Genomic DNA, 22,940 nt, shown 5'->3' with positions numbered 1-22,940 from the left:
TTTTCATCTTGTCCTTGTACCATTAATACAACACAACGTATTGGTGATGACGATGAAATCTAACAAACATTCCTTTTTTATTCTCATGAATGCCTCCCTCGGACTATTAACCTGCTTCGTTTATTTATACACGTGGGTCGCTTTTTCCTTTATGGAATCCATGCTGTCATGGGAACCCCTGCTCAGTCTGGCAGGGTCGCTGACGATATTTATATTATGGAATATGTACATGTTGAAAAAGGAAGCGAAAAGATACTGGGCCCAGGCGGTTTTTTCTTATGTGGCCTCGATTGCCGTTTTTGCTTATTTTTTAACTTGAAGCTGCGATGCCGATCGCAGCTTTTTTCGTCCGGGGCTTTTGATGGAATGTTCTTACAATAGAAAACGTCAGGACGTGAGAGTTGTCCTGACACTTAAAAATCGATAAGATAAATGACTATACATACGAAAGAGGGGAGCATCAATAAATGAAAGATTTAGTCAAACAGTCCTACTGGCTGCGGCGTCTGCTCGCCTCTGATCCGGGCAGGCGGAGACTGGCCCAGGCGGGGAAAGCTACGCTGAGTTTGATTTCATCGGTTTTTACAACGATGTTGATCATGAACGTCTTTGCCATCGATCCGCTTTTTCCTGCGATCATCTCCGGGATTGCCGGTCTGATGGGCATTATGATTGTTATGGATGATACAAAAAGAAAAAAACAGGTGACAACCCTTCTCCTGGGAGTGGCTGCATGTTCAGGGGTGACGCTTGGGTCCTTGACTGCTTCAAGCCCCGTCCTGGTAAGTATCCTGATGATTGCTTCGATAGGTGCAGCTTTTTATTTTTCGCAGCATGGAAGCCGGTATTTTTCTCTTGGAATGATTGGGTTCTTCACAATTTATTTCTCCTCATTTCTTCAGCTGTCACCGTCCCAGTTTCCCTGGTTTTACCTCGCAGTAGGTATCGGCATTCTTTATGCCTTTCTTTACAATTTCTTCCTATTCGAAGACACAAGGCAGATGCTGCGGAGAAGCACGGTTTCCTTCCACAGGCAGGCAAACTTGACGTTCGACCTGCTTATTGAGGTGATTAAAGACCCCGAACTCCAGCCGTCCCGGTTGAAGAAGCTGGGCAGCAACGTAAGTAAATTAAGAATTTACGCCAACCAGGTCGCCGCTGATCTACACCAGCAGGACAGCACAGAAATCTGGCCGGGGCTTCAATCCGGCCGGCTGCGATTATATATTTTCGATACGACCATGTTTGTTATGACGCTTTCGGAAAGCCTGCAGAAATTGAAGGAAGACGAGGCATTGGATTTGAAGGAGCTGCGCTATCTTCTCGTCGATCTGCTTCTGACGTTGAAAGATGCCGATGTGCTTGACCCACAGCCGGAAATGAAGAGTCTTCAGGAGGCTGAGAAAGTGGTCGCAGGTATCCGGCATCAGCTTGATCACTGGATGATGAATGCAACCGATCTCCCTGATGGACGGCTTTATTTGATCAGAAGAATTGAAACAATGGCTTCCCACGTGACAGAAGGCGCCTCGGAAGTGCAGCGGGATATTCACTTCAATGAAGCAGTGGAACATCCACCGGCAGCAGATGAAGAGGCGGTGGATGAGAAGGAAGCGGGGCCTGCCGGACTGAAACCTGCTGAGAAAAAAGCCGTGCAGGCGTTGATTGCAGGAAGCATAGCTATTGTTACGGGCTATATCATTTCTCCGATTCAGCCGTACTGGGTCCTGTTGACCGCTTTTATTATCCAGCTCGGTACGGAAACCGTCGGCAGGACGTACTTAAAAGCTTTTGAGCGTTCCGTCGGCACATTCTTCGGTGCTTTCTTCGGTTTTCTCGCTGCTTTGTGGCTCTCCGGCCACCCTTACCTTGAGGTTGTCCTATTGTTTCTGGTTATTTTTACAGCTTTTTACTTTCTTACGGTTTCCTATACGGTGGCAAGCTTCTTTATTACGATGATGATTGCCTTTATTTATGATCTGATTCTCGGTGGAGTTACGCCGGAGCTTCTTGGAGCGAGGGTCATTGACACAGTGGCCGGAGCTGCGATTGCTCTTGGTGTTTCTGCTTTCGTCTTTCCCACGAGTACTAAGGACAAGCTTTCCGAGGCCTTTCGTGAATATTTTACACAAATGTCTCAATTAATCAGCCAGTATTTAACCAACATCAAGGGTACGAAAGGAGTTAAAGGTCTTGCGCAGCAGGCCTTGGATCTGGATGCGAAAATGCAGGAAATTGAGGAAGAATCCAAGCCTGCTGTACAGGATCCTATTTTCCGAGGGGACAAAAACCTTACAGCCGTGCTGACCGTGATTACAGCCGTCAATTATTATGCCAAGCACCTTGTCGCCTCTCCATACCCCAAATACACGAATCACAGTCATGAAACACTGGAACTTCTAACAGCGGTTCAGGATAAACTGGAAAAGAATCTGCAAGGTTTGATCCATCAAATTGAAACAGGAAATCATTCCGATCCGGTTTACGACCTGCTGGAGGAAAGGGAGCAGGTGGAGTTGAAAGTGCAGCCGGGAACAGAGGATAAGGAAAATCTGCTCCATCACCTTTATTACATCTGGAAAATCAACCGTTCCATTACGATTCTCAGGGACAGGCTTGATCATATGAGGAAAAGATAACCGTCTGGTTTGAGTCCAGGCGGTTTTTTTATAGAAAGCTCTGTTAAAGTCTGTTGTTGTTATTTTAAACGATTACTAAATCGTCTCCGTCTGGAATCAGGGGTCCGGTCCGTTGTTTACTCAGAGCATGGGATGGCAGGGAAAACCGTCCGCTTTCCGAGGGGAACGATGAGCCTCCTCGAACTTCGTTCTCCGGGGTCTTCCCTTGTTCCTTTTTCCCGCAGGAGTCTACCTGTTTTCCCTGCCATCCCTTTCGTAGTGGTGTAACGGACTTCGGTTATGTCCTTTCTAACTACCCTACTTTGAAGAGGCGGCCTTGGGAATGGCGGGACTCCTGTGGGATGAAGGTACATCGTGAGACCCCGGAAGGCGCTGCCTGAGGATGCTCACGGTACCCCACGGAAAGGGAGTCATTCCCAAGGCCGCCTCCTACAAACCCCATGAGAGAAAGGGGTGATAGGAGCTCACATGTTAAATAACAACACCAAGCAATAACAGAGCCTTATAGAAAAAAGCTGCCGAGAAATTTTCTCGACAGCTTTCCCGACGCGTGTACGCCGGCGTTTTGTCATGGGAACTCTGACTATTGCTCTTCAACGGCCATCAAAAGATCTGCCCGCTTTAGAGATCGTTACGCGTTCTTCACCACTGCTGGGCTGGACCGCGTCCCGGCTCTTCTTTGGGTTGCGTTTTGATTTTGAGTTCTTTGGCATGACTGCAGCCTCCTCTACTAAGATCAAGGTGCTCTCTTAGTATGGCTGCCTGTTCCTGTTTTATTCCTCTGCCTGTTTTTTCATCATCCGGACATAGGAGGCATCCGGAGTTACAAACAGGGTCTGCTGATGATCATAGGTAACGAAACCGGGTTTTGCTCCGGACGGTTTTTTCACATGCCTGATTTGTGTGTAGTCAACAGGCACGGAGGACGACCGGCTCGATTTACTGAAGTTTGCCGCCAGCTGGGCGGCTTCAAGCAGTGTGTCTTCACTTGGGTTCTCATCTTTAATGACTACGTGGGAACCCGGAATATCTTTGGCGTGCAGCCAGATATCAGATTTACCTGCCATCCGGTTGGTTAAATATTCATTCTGTTTATTGTTGCGCCCGACATAGATCATCGTCCCGTCACTGGATCGGAAGGTTTCCGGGGACGGTTTTTTAGGCTGGTTTTTCTTACGCCCCGGGGAGGCGTTCTTTTTCTTCATATAGCCTTGTTCCCGGAGTTCCTCCCGGATTTCTTCAATATCTTCTTCCCTAGCTGTTTCGACTTGTTGAATCAAACGTTCGAAGTAGGTGATTTCAATGTCCGCTTTTTCAATTTCCTTTTGAACCACCTGCTTGGACTTCTTCAATTTCTGGTACGTCTGGAAGTAAGACTGGGCGTTCTCACTTGGCGTTTTATTCGGATTCAGCTCGATTGACATTTCCTTTTGGTCAGAATCGTAGTAATCAACGACCGTTACACTTTCGTCTCCATTTTTAACGAGGTGCATATGAGCGGTCAGCAGTTCGCCGAGCTTTTGATAATCCCCGGCTGCTTCAGACTTTTTCAAGGTATCTTCGTGTTTTTTGATTTTCCTCTGGTTTTTGTCGCGTTCATTTTTCAGAAAGCGGAATAAATCACCAGCCTGCTGTTTGACACGATCCCTTTCGGCTTTCCCTGAATAAAAAGCGTCCAGCATGTCACTCACCGTAGAGAAAGTTTCTCTTTCTTCTCCAAAGGCCTTCAGCGGCAGTACATAAAATTGTTCTTTGTCCCCGCGTTTCACCTGTGGTTCATACGAGTGATCCAGTATTCGGTTCCGTACTTCCTCATAAGCAGCTTCGTATCCTGAGGGTCCGTTCATTCCTGCTTTTTCTGCGATCTCCTTTGTAATCATGGGGGAAAAGCCCATGACAATGGAGAGAATCTGTTTGTCCAGGCGGCCCGCATTAAAATCCAGTTTTTTAAGGAGTTGGGCCGGTTCGAGTTCCAACGGGCTTATTTTGCCCTGCTCCGGCGGCCGTTTATAGGGCTGGCCCGGCATAATCGTCCTGTGCCGGTTCTGGGAAGGGGGAAGGTGCTTGATGCTGTCCAGAATATGCCCCTCCTGTTCGTCGACAAGAAGAATATTGGAGTGTTTCCCCATCACCTCAATGATCAAGGTTTTATACGTTTCGTCGCCGATTTCATTCCGTGTGCGGATATGGATCTTGACAATCCTCTCCATATCCACCTGTTCAATTTTCTCTATAAATCCTCCTACAAGATGCTTGCGCAGGAGCATACAGAGCATCGGCGGTTCTTTTGGATTGTGGTATTGATCATTGGTTAAATGAAACCGTGCATAGGATGGATGAGCGGATAATAGAAGCGTATATTTCGTCCGCTGGGAGCGGACAGTGAATACAAGCTCTGTATCCGTGGGTTGATAAATTTTCATGATTCGTCCGGACTGAAGAACATTGTTCAGCTCATTTGTCGCCGCCCGGGTTACAATTCCGTCGAAAGACATAGTCTCTTCACCTCTCTAAAAGGTCATTATAGCATGATTTTACGCCGGATTTCTAAAGAATCATACCAGTCGCTCTGAAAGAGGAAGTTTGGTAAACTAGACAGTATCAATGAAGAAGCGGCAGGTGAAGGAGATATGGTTGACAGTATGACCGGATATGGACGGGAAATATCAGAGCAGGAGGGAACACGGATCGTGGTGGAAGTCAGATCCGTGAATCATCGGTTTCTTGATGTTCATATGCACCTTCCTTCCTCTTTGTTATTTATGGAGGACCCGGTAAGGAAACTTGTTAAAGAAGCCCTGCACCGCGGGCGGGTCGATGTGTACATAACGATGGACGGCGGCGGCCTGCAGAAAAACGTCGAGGTGGACTGGGCAGCAGCGGAGCAGTACATTCAGGCGTTGGAAGATATGAAGAGCCGGTTTCATTTGACGGGTGATATAACTATTGATATGGTATCCAAGTTAGAGAATGTCTTCGTTACTAAGGAATCGGATGACATCCCGGATTCTTTTCAACAAAAGCTGAAGACGTCGGTGGAACAGGCTCTGCGGCAGCTGAAGGACATGAGGGGACGGGAAGGAAAGCAGCTTTCAAAGGACCTCCTATCCAGACTCAAGGCTGTCGCCTGCTGGCTTGACATGATGGACCAGCGCCGCCCTGAAGTGATAAACGAATACAAAGCGAGAATACGCGCCCGAATTGAAGATTACGCTGCACAGCCCCTTTCCCAGGATGAACCAAGAATTCTCCAGGAAGTGGCCCTTATGGCTGAAAAAGGGGATGTCACCGAAGAGTTCACACGGATGCATTCCCATCTTCAACAGTTTGAGAAGGCTCTGGACCAGCGCGGGTCCGTCGGGAGACGTCTGGATTTCATCCTTCAGGAAATGCACCGGGAAGTGAACACGATGGGGTCAAAATCCAATGACACCCTCCTGATGGAGTATGTACTTAACGTGAAGGGTGAATTGGAAAAAATGAAGGAACAAGTGCAAAATATCGAATAACAATTGTGTTCTGTACGGTTTTTTTCATATAATAGAGTTAATGATTAAGTGCTTGGCCATAAGAAGGAGGAGTCAGCTTTGAGTTTAAAATTGATCAATATCGGGTTCGGGAACGTTGTGTCTGCCAATCGAATCATTTCCATCGTTTCACCGGAATCCGCTCCAATCAAACGTATCATTACTGTCGCCCGTGACAATAATAAATTAGTAGATGCTACATATGGCCGCCGTACACGTGCGGTCATTATCACAGATAGTGATCATGTCGTTCTGTCTGCTGTTCAGCCGGAAACCGTCGGCCAGCGTGTAATCAGTAATGATGAGATTTCAGATGAAAACTAGGAGGACTATTTGCAGTGATTGAACAGAAAGGTATACTATTTATACTTTCCGGCCCATCAGGTGTCGGAAAAGGAACTGTACGGAAGGCTCTGTTCGAGCAGTCGACAGACCTGCGATATTCTATTTCCATGACGACGCGTGCCCCGCGTGAAGGGGAAGTGGATGGTGTCGATTATTTCTTTAAAAGCAGAGATGAATTTGAAAAGCTGATCACAGAAGGACAGCTGATTGAACATGCCGAATATGTGGGCAACTATTACGGCACGCCGAGACATTATGTGGAAGAGACGTTGAACCAGGGGAAGGATGTATTCCTTGAAATTGAGGTTCAGGGCGCATTGAAAGTCCGCGAAAACTTCCCGGAAGGTGTGTTCGTATTTTTAATTCCTCCTTCTCTTGAAGAATTAAAAGACCGAATCGTAAGCCGGGGTACCGAAACAGAGGAAAAGGTGAAAAACCGTCTGCTGGCGGCTAAAGAAGAAATTGATATGATGGATGCCTACGATTATGTCGTTGTCAACGATCAGATTAATCACGCCGTTCAGAAGGTCCAGTCCATCGTAGCCAGTGAACACTGCAAACGTGAGCGCGTGGCCCATCAATACAAAAAAGCATTGGAGGAAAATTAATTATGATGTTAGAACCATCCATTGATTCCCTGCAGAAGCAGATCAAATCAAAATATACACTTGTCACACTATCAGCACGAAGAGCCCGCGAACTGAAGCAGGGAAGTGCTCCTATGGTCGAAAACCCAACCTCTCATCAGCAGGTTGGTGTAGCTCTGGAGGAAATCCGCGACGGGAAATTGAACTATATTGAAGCGGAAGAGATCCAGGAAAGAACGGAAACCACATAATAGCATTGTTCCCGGAACAACGTAGGAAAAGCCGCGCATCTGTCTGACGATCAGCGCGGCTTTTCCTACGTATTTTATCGTAAGATTTTCACAGGCAGGGAGGTCCATCACATGTTAAAAGATAAAAAGATTGTCCTGGGCGTATCAGGAGGAATAGCTGCATACAAAGCGGCGGCCCTGACAAGTAAGCTTGTCCAGGCAGGAGCCTTCGTCAAAGTCATTATGACAGAGAGCGCAAGAAATTTCGTCGCTCCGACGACCTTTCAGGCACTGTCCAGACAGCCGGTCTATACCGATACGTTTGATGAACAGGACGCCACACAGATCCAGCACATCGATGTTGCCGACTGGGCCGATTTATTCCTGATTGCGCCCGCTACAGCCAATACGATTGGCAAGCTTGCCGGCGGGCTGGCGGATGATATGCTGTCAACGACACTGCTTGCGACCGAGGCTCCCGTGTACATTGCACCGGCGATGAATGTGCACATGTACAGCCACCCGGCCGTCATAAACAACATGAAACAGCTGGATGAATGGGGCTTTCGTTTTATTGAGCCTGGTGAAGGGTATCTGGCCTGCGGATATGTCGGGAAAGGAAGGCTGGAAGAACCGGAGAGCATCGTTAAAGTACTGGAAGATGAGTATCGGAAAACCGAGTGGTTGAAAGGCAGAAGGGTCCTGATTACAGCAGGACCAACGCAGGAGAAAATTGATCCGGTCCGGTATTTCACGAATCCTTCGACCGGAAAAATGGGGTTTGCTCTTGCGCGGCAGGCGGCTCGAAGCGGTGCTGATGTCACCCTGATCACCGGACCTGTCTCCCTTCATACGCCAAAAGGGGTGGAGCGCATTGATGTAGTCTCTGCTCAGGAGATGTATGAAGAAGTGCTGAAGCATTATCCAGCGGCCGATCTTGTGATCAAATCCGCCGCTGTCGCCGATTACAGGCCAAAGGAAACCTTTGAACACAAAATGAAAAAATCCCCGGGAGGATATGCGGTTCAAATGGAGCGCACACACGACATCCTGCAGGAGCTCGGTACACGGAAGGAACATCAGTATCTGATCGGCTTTGCCGCCGAGACGAATGATCCTGAGCGTTACGGAAGAGAGAAGCTGGAGAAAAAGAACCTGGATGCCATAGTGATCAACAATGTGGCCGAGGAAGGGTCCGGCTTTGGTACGGATACGAATGCCTCCCTTTTCATTCAGAAAAGTGGTCGTGAAAAAATCTATCCCATGATGACGAAGGATCAACTGGCAGAAGAAATCCTAAAGGAAGCCTCTCAGGAGATGACGGGGCGTGACCGCACGTGATTGCCAATGTCATTGTGGACGTAGCCTCACAGAATACCAACAGACCCTTTGATTATGAAATCCCTGAAAAATTTGAAGGAATTGTACAGCCCGGGGTCAGAGTCATCGTCCCCTTCGGACCGAGGAAAATTCTCGGCTATGTGATCGCCTTGTCAGAAACGTCCAGCTTCCCCTCCGTGAAAAAAATCACTGATGTACTGGATGTCATTCCGACGTTGACGGAAGAACTGCTTCACCTTGGGAAATGGCTGTCCAATTATACGTTGAGTTATTATATATCCTGTCTACAGGTCATGCTGCCGCAGGTTATGAAAGCCAAATATAGAAAAGAGCTGTGGAAACTCTCGGATGAACCGCTGGATTCAGCCCTGGATGCTGTGTTTGATGGGAGGGGCGTCATGGATTTTGAAGAGTTCGAACAGTCCGGTGTCAGTTACCATATCCTTAGAAAACATATGAACGAAGGCGAAGTGGATGTTCACTATGAAGTAAAGAGCAGGGAAACGAAAAAGCTGAAGGCTGTGGTTGCGCCGGCTGTTTCTCCTATCGATATGGAAGAAAAGCTGGAAGACCTCCCGCCACAGGCAAAAAAACAGCGGGCCATCGTTGAATATTTCCTTCAGCATCCAGAGCCACTGGACAAAAAGCGTTTGCTGGGTAACCTTCAAACTACTCCTGCTGCGTTGAAGCCTCTTGTGGAGCAGAACGTGCTCAAAGAGTACAAACAGGAAGTCTTCCGCGATCCGTACGGAGGACGGGAATTTAAACGAACGACGCCTTTTGAACTAACCGAAGAGCAGGAAACCGCCATCCGGCCGATTCTTTCAACCATCGAAAAACAGGAGCACGACGTGTTTCTCCTTCACGGTGTAACGGGAAGCGGGAAGACGGAAGTATATATGCAGTCGATTCAGCAGGTGCTGGATAAAGGGGAGGAAGCCATTATGCTCGTCCCCGAAATTGCTTTAACCCCTCAGATGGTGGAGCGGTTTAAAGGACGTTTCGGCTCCAAGGTAGCCGTCCTTCACAGTGCTCTGTCAGCTGGAGAGAAATACGACGAATGGCGTAAGATTCAGCGTCAGGAAGTACAGGTCGTTGTAGGAGCCCGGTCTGCCATATTCGCCCCGTTTACGAATCTTGGGCTGATCATTATTGATGAAGAGCATGAGACGAGCTATAAGCAGGAAGACAGGACGAGGTATCATGCCCGCGATGTCGCTGTCCAGCGCGCGAAAACACACAACTGTCCAGTCGTTCTGGGAAGTGCGACCCCGTCACTGGAAACGTATGCGCGGGCTGCGAAAGGCAACTATCAGCTGCTGACACTAAGCAAACGGATGAATGAGGCTGTGATGCCTGAGGTGGAGCTTGTGGATATGAGAGAAGAGCTTCACAGCGGGAACCGATCCATGTTCTCGATTCCATTAAAGGAAAAAATCGAAGAGCGGCTGGCTAGGAAAGAACAAGTCGTGCTGTTTCTTAACCGACGGGGATATTCCACGTTTGTCATGTGCAGGGACTGCGGCCATGTAAGCGAATGCCCGCACTGTGATATTGCATTGACTTATCACAAGCGGCAGAACCGCTTGAAATGCCACTACTGTTCTCATGAAGAGCCCATGCCGGAGAAGTGCCCGGAATGTGAAAGCAAAACGATCCGATACTTTGGTACAGGAACTCAAAAAGTCGAGGAAGCCCTGCAGGAACTGATTCCTGAGGCGCGGATCATCCGGATGGATGTTGATACAACGAGGAAGAAAGGCGCTCACGAAAGACTGCTTACACAGTTTGGCGAGGGAAAAGCGGATATCCTGCTTGGAACACAGATGATCGCCAAAGGACTCGATTTCGGGAATGTCACACTTGTCGGTGTGCTGGCTGCGGATGCGATGCTGAACCTGCCGGATTTCCGTGCCTCCGAAAAGACCTTTCAGCTGCTGACCCAGGTGAGCGGACGGGCCGGACGCCATGAGAAAAGCGGGGAAGTGGTTGTCCAGACGTATACACCGGAACATTACAGTATAGAGCTTGCGAGTACGTACGATTATGAACAGTTTTTCCAGGAGGAAATGAAGCTTAGAAAAGCATTCCGGTATCCGCCTTACTATTATTTGACGTTGTTTACAATTTCGCATCCCAACCAGTTGAAAGCGGAGGAAGCCACCCGTAAGATTACGATGTTTATGCAGCAGAAGCTGTCCGAGCAGGCGCACGTACTGGGTCCAACCCCTTCTGCGCTGGCCAGGATCAATAATAGATATCGCTATCAATGCATGGTAAAATACAAGAAGGAACCCGAGCAGCGGAAGTTTGTCGAACGAATACTGCACTATTATGAAGATGAATTGAAACAGGAAGATGGTTTACAGATTACGGTTGATTTTCAGCCGTATCAGTTGATGTAGGAAGGAGCCGTCAGTTATGACACGAATTGCGTTTATGGGAACACCGGACTTTGCGGTCCCTGTTCTTGACCGGATTATGAAAGAGGGATATGAAGTGGTGGTGGCTGTGACCCAGCCGGACCGTCCAAAGGGGAGGAAGAGGGTTCTTACACCGCCGCCGGTGAAAACAGCAGCCTTGAACCATGGTATTCCGGTGCTGCAGCCCGAAAAAATCAAGCATGAATATGAGGATGTCCTCGCCTTTGAGCCGGACTTGATCGTCACAGCGGCTTTCGGACAGATCCTCCCGGAAGCGCTGCTGAACGTTCCGGAATACGGATGCATCAATGTCCATGCCTCGCTGCTGCCCGAATTCCGGGGAGGAGCTCCTATCCACTATAGTATTCTGGAAGGAAAAAAAGAAACCGGCGTCACTATTATGTATATGGTGAAAAAACTGGATGCCGGCGATATGCTTTCCAAAGTGGTCGTTCCGATTGAAGATACCGATCATGTCGGCACACTGCACGATAAATTATCAGCAGCGGGAGCCGATCTTCTGGCTGACACCCTGCCTGAATTGCTGGCTGGGAACATCACTCCTGAAGTTCAGGATGAATCCAAAGTCACATTTGCCGGCAACATTAAACGTGAACAGGAGCTGATTGACTGGAGCAGAGATCAGCAGGACGTCTACAACCACGTCCGGGGTCTTCATCCCTGGCCGGTGGCGTTCACGTACTGGAATGGTAAACCGATGAAAATCTGGTGGGCCGAAAAAGTTTCCGGACACTTTTCCAAAGCCCCGGGAACAGTGGTCAAAATCGAGGAGGACGGTTTCCTCGTTCAGACAGGAGACGGAAAAGCGTTGAAAATTGTATCCCTTCAGCCTTCAGGAAAGAAAAAAATGGACGGGCAGTCGTTCGTTAATGGCGCCGGCCAATCTTTAAACGAGGGCGACGTATTGGGGGAGCAGCATGGCTAAGTATGTATTAAGAGAAACCGCGCTCCATCTATTAACAAGAATCGGTGAGCAGGGAGGCTTCAGTCACGTCCTGCTCGACAGAGAAATGTCCAAACAGGAGCTCTCCCGTCAGGACGGGGCACTATTGACTGAAATTGTTTACGGAACTCTGCAGCGCAGAGACTTGATCGACTATTATATTCAGCCTTATACAGCCGGTCAGAAGAAAATTAAACCGTGGGTACGCTGGCTGCTTTACATGTCAGTCTATCAAATGATCTTCCTTGAACGGGTACCGGACCATGCGGTCATCCACGAGGCGGTGGAAATTTCGAAAAAACGCGGACATAAAGGAATCTCCTCCTTTATGAACGGCGTTCTGCGCAATGTACAGCGAAAAGGTGTTCAAAGCCTTGATCACATTGAAAATGATGGTACACGTCTGGCGGTTGAAACCAGTCATCCTGAATGGCTTGTGCGGAGGTGGGTGGATCAGTACGGCATGAAAACGACGAGGTTGATGTGTGAAGCGAACAACCACCATCTTCCTATGTCCATCCGCGTGCAGCCACTCAGAATCAGCCGCGGTGAGGCAGCCGGCCAGCTGCGACAGGAAGGGTTTTCGGTAGAAGAGAGTCCATTTTCCACACAAGGCCTGGTTGTAAAAGATGGGAACATTATAAACCACAGGCTCTTTAAAGAAGGCTTGGTAAGCATTCAGGACCAGAGTTCCATGCTGGTTGCGGAAATGATGGACCTGGATGAAGGGATGGCTGTCCTTGATGCGTGCAGCGCACCAGGAGGCAAAACCACGCACATAGCAGAAAAGATGAAGGATAAAGGAAGCGTGACGGCTTATGACCTTCATGAAAAGAAGGCAAAGCTCGTCAGTAAAAAAGCTGAACAGCTCCAGCTTACTTCCATCAAGGCCGGCCAGGCGGATTCCCGGACGCTCACATCGCTGCATGCGTCTGAGAGCTTTGATCGGATCCTGCTTGATGCCCCATGTTCAGGTCTTGGTGTACTGAGAGGCAAACCGGATATTAAGTACCATAAGAGTGAGGAAGATATCTATAAGCTCAGGAGTATCCAGGACGACTTGTTCCACGAGGTGGCACCGCTCCTGAAATCCGGTGGAAAACTGGTCTACAGCACATGTACAGTGGATCGGCATGAAAACGAAGAAGCGGTCCGTCATTTTCTGGATCAACATCCGGAATATGAACTGGATCCATCCTTTGTCAACGATCTTCCGGATGCTCTTCGTCAAGGGGAAGGCCTGACCGGAACCGGTCTCCAGCTGTTTCCCCATGAGTGGGATACGGACGGCTTTTTCCTGACGCGATTGGTGAAAAAATAAAGGCACCTGCTTCCTGTTGATGGAAGCAGCCGGCCTTCTATGGATGACAGTAACTGAAAAAGGCAGGTGAACGTCCATGATAGAGTACTACCTCACAGATCAAGGCAGAGTAAGGGCTCATAATGAGGATGCAGGCGGCGTGTTCAGAAATCATTCCGGTCAGGTGCTTGCTGTCGCAGCCGACGGCATGGGAGGGCATCAGGCAGGTGATGTCGCCAGCCGGATGGCTGTTGATGTTTTACATAAGGAATGGGAGCATACGGGTTCGTTTCAAACTCCGAATGGTGCTGAAGAGTGGATAAAAGAAACCATCCGTTCCGCCAATAATGAAATCAAAACCTATGCTTCTGAACATGAAGAATGTGCCGGCATGGGGACGACAATAGTGGCAGCTATCTGCACGGACCAGTTTGTCTCCATTGCCCACGTCGGAGACAGCCGTTGTTATTTAGCGAATGCTTACGGATTCAAAGCCGTTACGGAAGACCATTCACTCGTCAATGAACTTGTCAGGTCCGGACAGATTACAGAAGAACAGGCCGAGCATCATCCTCGCAAAAATGTTCTGCTGAAGGCGCTCGGCACAGAATATGATCTTTTCCCGGATGTCCAGAGTATGGAGTGGGATCCGGATAACCGGGTTCTTCTTTGTACAGACGGTCTGACCAATAAAGTGAGTCATGAAGAATTGAGTGGTTTAAGTGATCACAAAGGAGACTGGTCCGATTTCGCCCACTCTCTTGTTGAGCGGGCCAATGAGCGGGGCGGAGAAGACAATATCACTCTTGCCATTGTCCATCATCTCCCACCCCAAGGTGAGAAGGAAGGTGTGGATTGATGCTCAATGACCGTCTTCTTAATGACCGTTACCGTGTCGATAGAATGATTGGCGGCGGAGGGATGGCGAACGTTTATTTAGCTCATGATACCATCCTGGACAGAAGCGTAGCCATCAAGGTACTAAGGCTGGAACACGGAAATGACGAAGAGTTTATTGCGCGTTTCCACCGGGAAGCCCAGTCCGCCACCAGCCTTTCTCATCCGAACATCGTCAATATATATGATGTCGGGGAAGAGGACGATTTATATTATATGGTCATGGAATATGTTGACGGCATGACACTGAAGCAGTATATCCAACAGAACAGCCCCGTTGATGTTTCGGAAGCGGTGGATATTATGCGCCAGGTAACTTCTGCCATCACCCATGCCCATGACAACGGCATTGTACACAGAGATATCAAGCCGCAGAATATTTTGATTGATCATTACGGCCATGTGAAAGTGACAGATTTCGGAATTGCAATGGCTTTGAGTGCGACCGCTCTGACTCAGACAAATTCAGTTCTTGGTTCTGTTCATTATTTGTCTCCTGAGCAGGCGCGTGGGGGAATGGCGACGAAGAAATCCGATGTTTATTCGATGGGCATTGTTTTCTTCGAACTGTTGACTGGACGTCTTCCTTTTTCAGGCGAGTCTCCTGTATCCATAGCCCTTAAGCACCTGCAGCATGATACACCTTCGTTGAAACGATGGCATCCTGATCTGCCGCAGAGTGTGGAAAATGTCGTATTGAAAGCAACAGCGAAAGATCCGTTTCACCGTTATCCCACCGTGGTGGAAATGGAACAGGATATAGAGACCTCACTTGAACCTTACCGACTGGGTGAAAAACCCTTTGAACTGCCGGAGGAAGATGAAGAGGAAAAAACGAAAGCCATCCCCGTCATTACGAACGACGCCTACGGGGATCACACAGAAGATCATACAATCATCCATACCGGCGAGTATCAGCCGGTCAAGGATACAAAAGTGCATCATCAGCAGCCGGCAGAGGAAAAGCAGCCGGTCGATAAAGAAAAGAAAAAGAAGAAAAGAAAGATCTGGCCATGGATCCTGACATTCCTGCTTCTGATCATACTAGGGGGCGGAGCTGCCCTGTATTTTACACCAGGCATCATTCAGCCTGCCGATGTGACCATTCCTGAAGACCTTGACGGAAGGGAATATGAAGAGGTCTACAGTGAACTGAGTGATTTGAACTTGATGGTCAGCCGTGAATCTCAGTTTTCAGATGAAGTGGAAGAGGGTCTTGTTATTACGACAGATCCTGAACCCGGCAGGACAGTGAAGGAAGAAACAGAAGTCACGATCTATACGAGTAAAGGAAAAGAACGGGAAGAATTCCCGGATTATGTGGGTGAAGAATATGACCAGGTCGATAAGGAACTCCAGGATAAGGGGTACGCAGGGATTGAACGTATTCCTGTTTCCAGCGATGAACCGGCTGGTCAAATTGTCGCCCAGCTCTCTCCGAACCCGGGAGCAAGCGTAATTCCGGAAGAAGAGGAAGTCATTTTCCGCGTCAGTACCGGACCCCCGACCATTAATCTGGGCCGGCTGGACAGGATGACCCAGGAACAGGCGGAGAAATATTTAAAGGATCGCAGCCTGGAGGTTGAAGTTGCTGAGAGCTACTCGGAGACTGTACCTGCCGGAGAGGTGATTACACAGGATCCGGAGGCGTACACCGATGTGAAAGAAGGGTCAACGGTAACTATCACCATATCCAAGGGGCCGGAGGAAAAACCTCCAAGAGAAGAAAACGTAACGCTGGAAGTTCCGTTTAATGAGGAATCGGAAGAAACAGAACAGCAGGTGTTGATTTATGTCGATGATTATGAAAACGATATGGAGACACCAGTCGTGGAAGAAACCATCACAGAAACCACCTCTTTTGATGTAACACTGATTATAGAAGAAGGCGGGGAAGCGTCTTACCGTGTGCAGCGAGGTGATGAAGTGATCGATGAAGGAAATGTTCCTTATTAAGAAGGTGATCAAGTGGCAACCGGAAAAATTATAAAGTCCCTCAGCGGTTTTTATTACGTGCTTCATGACGGAGAGGTTTATCAATGCCGTGGGCGCGGAAACTTCCGTAAGAAAAAAGTGTCCCCTCTCGTCGGGGATATGGTGGATTTTAAGGCGGACAACTATGAAGAGGGCTACATCTTATCCATTCATGACCGGAAAAATGAATTTGTAAGACCGCCGATAGCCAACGTCGACCAAGCGTTGATTGTTACATCAGCCATCCATCCTGATTTTAATTCGCTTCTTCTGGACAGATTTCTCGTTCTCGTTGAGGCTAAACGGATCGAGCCGTTTATCGTGATTTCCAAGATGGATCAGCTGGACAGCGCTATGGTGGAAGCAATGGAGGAGTATAAGGCACAGTATGAGAAGGTTGGATACCCGGTCATTTTGTCGGCTGTGAACGATTCCGCTTCCATGGATGAGATACAAGCGCACCTGGCTGGACGGACAACGGTGATTGCCGGGCAGTCCGGAGTCGGTAAGTCGTCGCTGCTGAATTCCATCGACCCCCGTCTTTCCATCGACACGGATGAAATCTCTGAAAGTCTTGGAAGAGGAAAGCATACGACACGCCACGTGGAGCTGTATGACATTTCCGGTGGGTTAGTAGCCGATACGCCGGGGTTCAGCTCCCTTGAGTTCGGGGATTTACAGCTTGAACAGCTGCCGGAGTGCTTCCCGGAATTCGTAGAAGTACAAAATGATTGTAAGTTCAGAGGCTGTCTGCATCATAAAGAGCCTAAATGTGCGGTGAAAGCCGGTGTGGATAACGGCGTTATATCAGAGCACCGCTATGACCACTACCTGCAGTTCATGCAGGAAATCCAGAATAGAAAGCCGAGGTATTAAGGCATGACAAAAATTGCACCTTCCATCTTATCTTCTGATTTTGCAAGACTGGCTGAAGAGATCCGGGATGTGGATCAAGGCGGAGCGGATTACATTCATGTGGATGTTATGGACGGCCATTTTGTCCCTAATATAACCATAGGCCCCTTGATTGTTGATGCGGTAAGGCCGGTCACCAATCTTCCGCTTGATGTCCATTTAATGATTGAGAACCCGGACGCCTATATAGAGGCCTTTGCGAAAGCGGGAGCGGATATCATCACCGTCCATCAGGAAGCTTCTCCTCACCTCCACCGCACCCTCCAGCTGATTAAAAGCTTCGGAGTGAAAGCGGGCGTGGTCATCAATCCGGGGACACCGGTCGAAATGATCCGTCCGGTTCTTAAGGATGTGGATCTTGTTCTATTGATGACTGTGAATCCAGGATTTGGCGGTCAGGCATTTATTCCTGATGTGCTTGATAAAATCAGTCAGGTGGCTCAATTAAGAAGCGATGCCGGACTTTCCTATGAAATTGAAGTGGACGGCGGTGTCAACGAGAAGACCGCCCGTCTCTGCACAGAAGCGGGTGCGGATGTTCTTGTGGCAGGCAGTGCGGTCTTTAATCAATCGGACAGAAAACAAGCCATTGAAAGGATCCGCGCCTCGTTGTAAATCACAGCGGGAACCAAGTGACTCTGCATGTAGAGTCTTAGTCGAAAGAGCTCAGAGGATTGGTCAGAATCCTTTGGGCTTTTTCTATAGAAAGGGTGAGCATACGTGAAAAAAGTTATCGTAGTCGGCGGAGGGCCGAAAGCCTATATTCCCAGCTTCCAAAGATGGGCAGAGGAAGATGTAGAATGGATCGGAGCAGATCAGGGAGCAGAAGTGCTTGTAGAAGCCGGGATAACCCCTGATGTGGCCATCGGCGATTTCGACTCCGTCAGCGCTGCTTCCTATCAGAAGATTAAAGATGAGGCCCGAATGATACATACCTATCCGGACGAAAAGGATGAGACAGATTTGGAGCTTGCGATCAATGAGGCACTGAACCGGAAAGCCGAGCATATCGTATTACTCGGAGTAACAGGGGGAAGGATGGATCATTCCCAGGCGAACATTCAGCTGTTGTATCCGTTAATGAAAAAAGGGGTGAAGGCGGTTATTGTGGATCATCAGAACCAGGTGGAAATAGCAGGGTCCGGTTCGCATAAAATCAAAGAGGACCCACAGTATCCCTATCTATCTTTTCTTCCTGTGACCCTGGAGGTGAAGGAGCTTACACTCAACGGCTTTTATTATCCACTTTCCCGGGCGTATCTGCCCTTCGGGTCCACCTTATGCATCTCCAACAGGCTCGTTGAAGATACAGGTACTTTTTCATTTGAGTCAGGCATACTCTTAGTAATAAGAAGTACAGACTCAATGGATCACGGAAAAGGGCGTTCGCATTAGTTCACTTAGGAGGAGGGGGCTCTTTTGAAATTTTACACCATTAAACTCCCGCGTTTTGTCGGGGGGATAGTGCGCGCAGTCATAAGTACTTTTAAAAAGGATTAGCTCCGGGCCATACGTGCCTGAAGGGAGAGAATAAGTGTCTCCCGGAAGGCCCTGATGCGATTCGGTGGTCTTTGGGAATGGAGGAGATGGTCCCGGGGACTGCCATAATCATATAAAGGCAAGAAAAAAAGCACCCGCAGAACGGGTGCTTTTTTCAACTTGTCATTATACGCGCTGGACTTTACCAGATTTAAGTTCACGCGCTGTTACGTAAACTTTCTGAGGCTTGCCATCCACAAGGATACGTACTTTTTGAACATTTGCTTTGAATTTACGTTTATTAGCGTTCATCGCGTGTGAACGGTGGTTACCTGCGCGTGTACCTTTACCAGATAGAACACTTCTTCGTGCCATGAAAATCCCTCCTGTTACATACAAAAATCATCAGATACTTAGTAACTTTATCATATGTATGTAGGCTTTGCAATAATCTCCGGACAATTATATCAAGAATTTTTTCTTGACAGACAGATTGAATTGTTTCAAAGTATATTAGGGGATAACCGGCTTATTTTCAACAGTCAACACAAATTCAACACCCTTCACTTGTGTTATAATTAGGAGAGAAATTGAGGAATCTAAAGGAGGATCTATATGTCTGTGGATTTGAACAACCAATACGGCCATATAACGATTAGCAATGAAGTTATTTCAACGATTGCTGGAGGAGCAGCTGTAGAGTGCTACGGAATCGTCGGCATGGCTTCTAAAAACCAGCTGCGGGACGGGCTGGCTGAAATGCTCCGTAAAGAGAACTTTTCCCGGGGTGTCGTTGTCAGACAGGAAGAAGATCGCCTCCACATTGATATGTATATTATTGTGAGCTACGGTACAAAGATATCGGAAGTCGCTCATAACGTCCAATCCCAAGTAAAATACACATTAAACAAAACAGTCGGATTGTCCGTTGACTCTGTCAATATTTTCATCCAGGGAGTCCATGTGACAAGCGAATAGGTTGCAGTTGCAGTCAAAGGAGGAAGTAAGTGTGACGTTACAAAAGCTTGACGGCAGAACATTAGCCGAGATGATTTTACAAGGAGCGCATTATTTAAAGCAGAATTCGCAGATGATCGATGCGCTGAATGTATTTCCTGTACCTGACGGGGATACAGGAACAAATATGAATCTTTCCATGACCTCCGGAGCGGACGAGGTGAGAAACGTTTCCCAGGACCATGCAGGAGCAGTTTCCACTTCTCTGTCCAAAGGTCTTCTTATGGGTGCGCGTGGAAATTCAGGAGTAATTCTTTCCCAGGTCTTCCGCGGCTTTGCAAAAGCCATTGAGAATAAAGAAGTGTTAACGACCCGGGATTTCTCTGAGGCCCTGCAGGGTGGTGTGAAAACAGCTTATAAAGCTGTGATGAAACCTGTGGAAGGGACGATCTTAACTGTTGCCCGTGAAGCAGCGGAAGCATCTGTGGAAATAGCTGAAAAAGAAGTGGATTTCATTCCTTTCATGGAAGGTGTCGTAAAAGCAGCCAAAGCTTCCTTGAAGCGGACACCAGAACTTCTTCCGGTTCTAAAGGAAGTCGGTGTGGTCGACAGCGGCGGCCAGGGACTCGTTACCATTTATGAAGGATTTCTGGCCAACTTGAAAGGCGAGGAAATGCCGGATGTTGAAGAATTGGTTTCCATGAATGAAATGGTAAACGCCGAACACCACAAACTTGCCCAGGATTTCATGAATACCGAAGATATCCATTACGGCTATTGTACGGAGTTCATGGTGAAATTCGAAGAGGATAAGCTTGCTGAGAATCCTTATGATGAAGAAGCTTTCCGTAATCAGCTGAGTGAATTCGGTGATTCCCTGCTCGTCGTGTCTGACGAAGAACTGGTCAAAGTTCACGTCCATGTCGAGTACCCGGGTGAAGCTATGACGCTTGGACAGAAGTATGGAAGCCTGATCAATATGAAGATTGAAAACATGAGGGAGCAGCATACGTCCCTCGTAGGTAATAAGAAAGAAAAAGCCGTGCCTGAGAAAAAAGCGCCATATGGTATTGTCACCGTCAGTATGGGCGAGGGGATGAAGAAACTTTTTGAAAGCCTCGGAGCCACAGTAATCATCCAGGGTGGTCAAACGATGAATCCTAGTACCCAGGACTTATCGGAGGCCATTAAAGAAGCGCATGCAGAACGCGTGTTCATTCTTCCGAATAACAAAAACATCGTGATGGCAGCAGAACAGGCTGCAGAGATGGCGGAAGCGGAAGTGGCTGTCATCCCGACGAAGACCATTCCTCAAGGGATGAGTGCTATGCTTGGTTTCAATCCTGAAGCAGATCTCGATACGAACAAAGAAGAAATGACCAGTTTGATGTCAGAAGTGAAGACGGGGCAGATTACCTATGCCGTCCGGGACACCCAGATTGACGGACTTGATATTGAAAAGGGTCATTTTATGGGGATTTCCGACGGGAAGATATCAGCTACCGATAAAGACGCCCTCACAACAGCGAAAACACTGCTGAACCAGATGATTGATGAGGATGAAGATGAAATCCTTACTATTCTTACAGGGGAAGATGTGGACGATAAGGATGTGGCTGAACTGGAAGCTTATGTGGAAGAAACCTTTGAAGATTTAGAGGTGGAAATCCACCATGGTGGCCAGCCGATTTACAGCTATATCTTCTCTATCGAATAAAATGCAGCGCTTCTGGATTTAGAACAGCGTTCGCAGGCTGTCGGGATTTTTCCCGGCAGCCTTTTGTAATGGTCTATGGTCTGAATGCAGGAGCGGAGATGAAAGAAATGGTTTCACAGAGGATATTGATCAACCATTAGACAAACGCCTTGGCGGTTTGTTTTCTAAGCTTGTCATTCTATAAGCTGAAAGCGCAGTTCTCCATTAGAACTGCGCTTTTTTTAACCGTGTTTCCGTCTGCGGGTGCCGGTGCCGTTGAATATATTTTCGAACTGAGAAGATAACGGCAGCAGCATATCCGGCAAGAAGCAGGCTGTAGATGATAACTAAGGTCTGTTCACTCCATGTGGCATAGGTGAGCAGGGTCCGGCTGTTCGTCAAGATGATAAATCCACCCGCCGCTACCCCAAGCACGAGAGGGGGGAGTTTTTTCACAAGCCAGGCAGCGAGGGGGGCTGCAATAACGCCACCGATCACAAAGGCGAGCACAAGCATCCAGCTCAGCTCTTCCCACCCAAGGAAGATCAGGAAGCCGGCCGTAGCAGATAAAGTAACGATGAATTCACTTGTATCTACGGTGCCGATGACTTTTCTGGGAAGGATTCCTTTGCTGGATAAGAGAACAGGTGTATTTACCGGCCCCCAACCCCCGCCGCCCACGGCATCAAGAAAACCGCCCAGAAAACCTAAGGGAAACAAGAAGCGCCGTCGAAATGGTCTTTTTTCTGTATGCAAGGGCTTCACTCGATTCATCAGTAAAAAGCGGATGACCACATAAACGCCAAGCCCTAGTAAAAAAACGGAAATGTACGGACGGATCAGCTCACCTGGAATCCAGCTGAGCAGAGCAGCCCCGGCAAAGGCACTGATCCCTCCGGGGAGAGCAAGAGTCAAAACGAGACGCTTATCCACGTTGCCGAATTTATAATGGGAAAACCCGGAAGCTGCCGTTGTAGCAATCTGGGACAAATGAATAGAGGCGGAGGCCACCGCCGGAGCCATTCCATAGGCGAGGAGGATGGTGGAGGAGCTTAAACCAAATCCCATTCCGAGGGCTCCATCCATCAATTGAGCAAAGAATCCAACCAGTGAAAATATAAGTAATTTCTTCATCGTACCTCTCCTTTTGATTAAACACATAAGATTACTTGGTTTTAACCATGAAGAGGCATAAAAAAACCTCTTCATCCAGAAGAGGTCAAGCTTCCTCTCCTTATCTTTCAGACCACCGTCTGCTGGAATGAGCACCTTTTCCAATGTGAGGTTGCTGCGGGATCATCAGACCAGTTTCCTCCCCCGGCTCTTTATAAGGATATATGTAGCCCGCGCTGAAAGCGGAATTCCTAAGTACATGAATAATATATTCAAAGCTAAAACATGGATGACGATTTGTCAATGGTTTACAATAAAATAAACAGAAAACTAGTAATATTTAAAATGCATGTTGACATATCTTTAAATCGGGTCTAATATTTGAATCAAATCTTTTGAACAAAATCTGGAAACATTTTTCTTATCGAGAGAGGTGGAGGGACTGGCCCTTGGAAGCCTCGGCAACGGATCTGTCGTCATGAACAGAAGCTGTGCCAATTCCAGCAGGTGATCAACACTTGGAAGGATAAGAAGAACGGTTGAATCATGTATA

At 48.0% G+C, this 22,940-nt stretch carries 21 protein-coding genes and 2 riboswitches; of the genes, 18 read left to right on the top strand and 3 right to left on the bottom strand.

Going from position 1 to position 22,940, the window contains the following annotated elements; translation table 11 throughout:
* Positions 1 to 52: 52 nt before the first annotated feature.
* Complete coding sequence (locus tag ACXADP_RS11650) at positions 53 to 319, top strand: hypothetical protein (RefSeq protein ID WP_242520185.1); 267 nt, start codon at positions 53 to 55, stop codon at positions 317 to 319.
* 148 nt (positions 320 to 467) lie between these two features.
* Complete coding sequence (locus ACXADP_RS11645) at positions 468 to 2,639, top strand: FUSC family protein (RefSeq protein WP_474968444.1); 2,172 nt, start codon at positions 468 to 470, stop codon at positions 2,637 to 2,639.
* 773 nt (positions 2,640 to 3,412) lie between these two features.
* On the opposite strand, the gene ACXADP_RS11640 is transcribed toward ACXADP_RS11645, so the two are convergent.
* Positions 3,413 to 5,134, bottom strand: a complete 1,722-nt coding sequence (locus tag ACXADP_RS11640) for an Rqc2 family fibronectin-binding protein (RefSeq protein ID WP_474971497.1) — start codon at positions 5,132 to 5,134, stop codon at positions 3,413 to 3,415.
* 135 nt (positions 5,135 to 5,269) lie between these two features.
* Here ACXADP_RS11640 and ACXADP_RS11635 point away from each other — a divergent pair, with 135 nt between their 5' ends.
* The 14 genes from ACXADP_RS11635 (at position 5,270) to spoVM (ending at position 18,642) form a co-directional block, all read left to right on the top strand.
* Positions 5,270 to 6,148, top strand: a complete 879-nt coding sequence (locus tag ACXADP_RS11635; RefSeq protein ID WP_474971496.1) for a YicC/YloC family endoribonuclease — start codon at positions 5,270 to 5,272, stop codon at positions 6,146 to 6,148.
* Positions 6,149 to 6,226: 78 nt separating this feature from the next.
* Positions 6,227 to 6,490 (top strand): extracellular matrix/biofilm regulator RemA, encoded by a 264-nt coding sequence (gene remA / locus ACXADP_RS11630; RefSeq protein ID WP_027954142.1) that lies wholly within the window; start codon positions 6,227 to 6,229, stop codon positions 6,488 to 6,490.
* 14 nt (positions 6,491 to 6,504) lie between these two features.
* The gene (gene gmk / locus ACXADP_RS11625) at positions 6,505 to 7,119 is read left to right on the top strand and encodes a guanylate kinase (protein ID WP_474968447.1); all 615 of its coding nucleotides are present in this window, start codon (positions 6,505 to 6,507) and stop codon (positions 7,117 to 7,119) included.
* Between the two features lie 2 nt (positions 7,120 to 7,121).
* Positions 7,122 to 7,349, top strand: a complete 228-nt coding sequence (gene rpoZ, locus ACXADP_RS11620) for a DNA-directed RNA polymerase subunit omega (protein WP_474968448.1) — start codon at positions 7,122 to 7,124, stop codon at positions 7,347 to 7,349.
* A gap of 111 nt (positions 7,350 to 7,460) precedes the next feature.
* Complete coding sequence (gene coaBC / locus ACXADP_RS11615) at positions 7,461 to 8,669, top strand: bifunctional phosphopantothenoylcysteine decarboxylase/phosphopantothenate--cysteine ligase CoaBC (RefSeq protein ID WP_474968449.1); 1,209 nt, start codon at positions 7,461 to 7,463, stop codon at positions 8,667 to 8,669.
* Positions 8,666 to 11,074: a primosomal protein N' gene (gene priA / locus ACXADP_RS11610; RefSeq protein WP_474971495.1), complete on the top strand. Its 2,409-nt coding sequence runs from the start codon at positions 8,666 to 8,668 to the stop codon at positions 11,072 to 11,074. Before coaBC ends, priA begins: the two co-directional genes overlap by 4 nt.
* Positions 11,075 to 11,090: 16 nt before the next feature.
* A complete protein-coding gene (gene fmt / locus ACXADP_RS11605; RefSeq protein WP_474968451.1) occupies positions 11,091 to 12,038 on the top strand; it encodes a methionyl-tRNA formyltransferase in 948 nt (315 codons plus the stop codon).
* Entirely contained in the window at positions 12,031 to 13,377 is a 1,347-nt protein-coding gene (gene rsmB / locus ACXADP_RS11600; protein WP_474971494.1) for a 16S rRNA (cytosine(967)-C(5))-methyltransferase RsmB, read from the top strand. The genes fmt and rsmB overlap by 8 nt, the downstream gene beginning before the upstream one ends.
* A gap of 76 nt (positions 13,378 to 13,453) precedes the next feature.
* Complete coding sequence (locus ACXADP_RS11595) at positions 13,454 to 14,215, top strand: Stp1/IreP family PP2C-type Ser/Thr phosphatase (RefSeq protein ID WP_474971493.1); 762 nt, start codon at positions 13,454 to 13,456, stop codon at positions 14,213 to 14,215.
* Complete coding sequence (pknB, locus tag ACXADP_RS11590; RefSeq protein ID WP_474970386.1) at positions 14,215 to 16,209, top strand: Stk1 family PASTA domain-containing Ser/Thr kinase; 1,995 nt, start codon at positions 14,215 to 14,217, stop codon at positions 16,207 to 16,209. Before ACXADP_RS11595 ends, pknB begins: the two co-directional genes overlap by 1 nt.
* A gap of 12 nt (positions 16,210 to 16,221) precedes the next feature.
* Positions 16,222 to 17,103, top strand: a complete 882-nt coding sequence (gene rsgA, locus ACXADP_RS11585) for a ribosome small subunit-dependent GTPase A (protein WP_474971492.1) — start codon at positions 16,222 to 16,224, stop codon at positions 17,101 to 17,103.
* A gap of 3 nt (positions 17,104 to 17,106) precedes the next feature.
* A complete protein-coding gene (gene rpe, locus ACXADP_RS11580; RefSeq protein ID WP_474968455.1) occupies positions 17,107 to 17,757 on the top strand; it encodes a ribulose-phosphate 3-epimerase in 651 nt (216 codons plus the stop codon).
* 105 nt (positions 17,758 to 17,862) lie between these two features.
* A complete protein-coding gene (locus tag ACXADP_RS11575; protein WP_474971491.1) occupies positions 17,863 to 18,537 on the top strand; it encodes a thiamine diphosphokinase in 675 nt (224 codons plus the stop codon).
* A gap of 24 nt (positions 18,538 to 18,561) precedes the next feature.
* Positions 18,562 to 18,642, top strand: a complete 81-nt coding sequence (spoVM, locus tag ACXADP_RS11570) for a stage V sporulation protein SpoVM (protein WP_035531293.1) — start codon at positions 18,562 to 18,564, stop codon at positions 18,640 to 18,642.
* Between the two features lie 165 nt (positions 18,643 to 18,807).
* On the opposite strand, the gene rpmB is transcribed toward spoVM, so the two are convergent.
* A complete protein-coding gene (gene rpmB, locus ACXADP_RS11565; protein ID WP_027954154.1) occupies positions 18,808 to 18,996 on the bottom strand; it encodes a 50S ribosomal protein L28 in 189 nt (62 codons plus the stop codon).
* A gap of 240 nt (positions 18,997 to 19,236) precedes the next feature.
* Here rpmB and ACXADP_RS11560 point away from each other — a divergent pair, with 240 nt between their 5' ends.
* Positions 19,237 to 19,599 (top strand): Asp23/Gls24 family envelope stress response protein, encoded by a 363-nt coding sequence (locus tag ACXADP_RS11560; protein ID WP_474971490.1) that lies wholly within the window; start codon positions 19,237 to 19,239, stop codon positions 19,597 to 19,599.
* A 31-nt stretch (positions 19,600 to 19,630) separates the two neighbouring features.
* On the top strand, positions 19,631 to 21,295 hold the full coding sequence (locus tag ACXADP_RS11555) for a DAK2 domain-containing protein (protein ID WP_474971489.1): 1,665 nt from the start codon (positions 19,631 to 19,633) through the stop codon (positions 21,293 to 21,295).
* A 204-nt stretch (positions 21,296 to 21,499) separates the two neighbouring features.
* On the opposite strand, the gene ACXADP_RS11550 is transcribed toward ACXADP_RS11555, so the two are convergent.
* Positions 21,500 to 22,408: a sulfite exporter TauE/SafE family protein gene (locus ACXADP_RS11550; RefSeq protein WP_474968458.1), complete on the bottom strand. Its 909-nt coding sequence runs from the start codon at positions 22,406 to 22,408 to the stop codon at positions 21,500 to 21,502.
* 97 nt (positions 22,409 to 22,505) lie between these two features.
* Positions 22,506 to 22,608: riboswitch (SAM riboswitch) on the bottom strand.
* Between the two features lie 197 nt (positions 22,609 to 22,805).
* Positions 22,806 to 22,920: riboswitch (SAM riboswitch) on the top strand.
* The last annotated feature ends 20 nt before the right edge of the window (positions 22,921 to 22,940 follow it).

This window comes from Halobacillus sp. AWH4_228, from assembly GCF_056158365.1.
This window is presented reverse-complemented; position numbering and strand designations above follow the sequence as displayed.

What these genes read in the sequence shown, in the direction of transcription:
- pknB (WP_474970386.1), top strand. Translation starts at nt 14,215, where the DNA reads ATGCTCAATGACCGTCTTCTTAATGACCGTTACCGTGTCGATAGAATG.
- ACXADP_RS11560 (WP_474971490.1), top strand. Translation starts at nt 19,237, where the DNA reads ATGTCTGTGGATTTGAACAACCAATACGGCCATATAACGATTAGCAAT.
- ACXADP_RS11640 (WP_474971497.1), bottom strand. Translation starts at nt 5,134, where the DNA reads ATGTCTTTCGACGGAATTGTAACCCGGGCGGCGACAAATGAGCTGAAC.
- ACXADP_RS11645 (WP_474968444.1), top strand. Translation starts at nt 468, where the DNA reads ATGAAAGATTTAGTCAAACAGTCCTACTGGCTGCGGCGTCTGCTCGCC.
- coaBC (WP_474968449.1), top strand. Translation starts at nt 7,461, where the DNA reads ATGTTAAAAGATAAAAAGATTGTCCTGGGCGTATCAGGAGGAATAGCT.
- rpoZ (WP_474968448.1), top strand. Translation starts at nt 7,122, where the DNA reads ATGATGTTAGAACCATCCATTGATTCCCTGCAGAAGCAGATCAAATCA.
- rsmB (WP_474971494.1), top strand. Translation starts at nt 12,031, where the DNA reads ATGGCTAAGTATGTATTAAGAGAAACCGCGCTCCATCTATTAACAAGA.
- fmt (WP_474968451.1), top strand. Translation starts at nt 11,091, where the DNA reads ATGACACGAATTGCGTTTATGGGAACACCGGACTTTGCGGTCCCTGTT.
- ACXADP_RS11650 (WP_242520185.1), top strand. Translation starts at nt 53, where the DNA reads ATGAAATCTAACAAACATTCCTTTTTTATTCTCATGAATGCCTCCCTC.
- ACXADP_RS11635 (WP_474971496.1), top strand. Translation starts at nt 5,270, where the DNA reads ATGGTTGACAGTATGACCGGATATGGACGGGAAATATCAGAGCAGGAG.
- rpe (WP_474968455.1), top strand. Translation starts at nt 17,107, where the DNA reads ATGACAAAAATTGCACCTTCCATCTTATCTTCTGATTTTGCAAGACTG.
- rpmB (WP_027954154.1), bottom strand. Translation starts at nt 18,996, where the DNA reads ATGGCACGAAGAAGTGTTCTATCTGGTAAAGGTACACGCGCAGGTAAC.
- ACXADP_RS11550 (WP_474968458.1), bottom strand. Translation starts at nt 22,408, where the DNA reads ATGAAGAAATTACTTATATTTTCACTGGTTGGATTCTTTGCTCAATTG.
- ACXADP_RS11595 (WP_474971493.1), top strand. Translation starts at nt 13,454, where the DNA reads ATGATAGAGTACTACCTCACAGATCAAGGCAGAGTAAGGGCTCATAAT.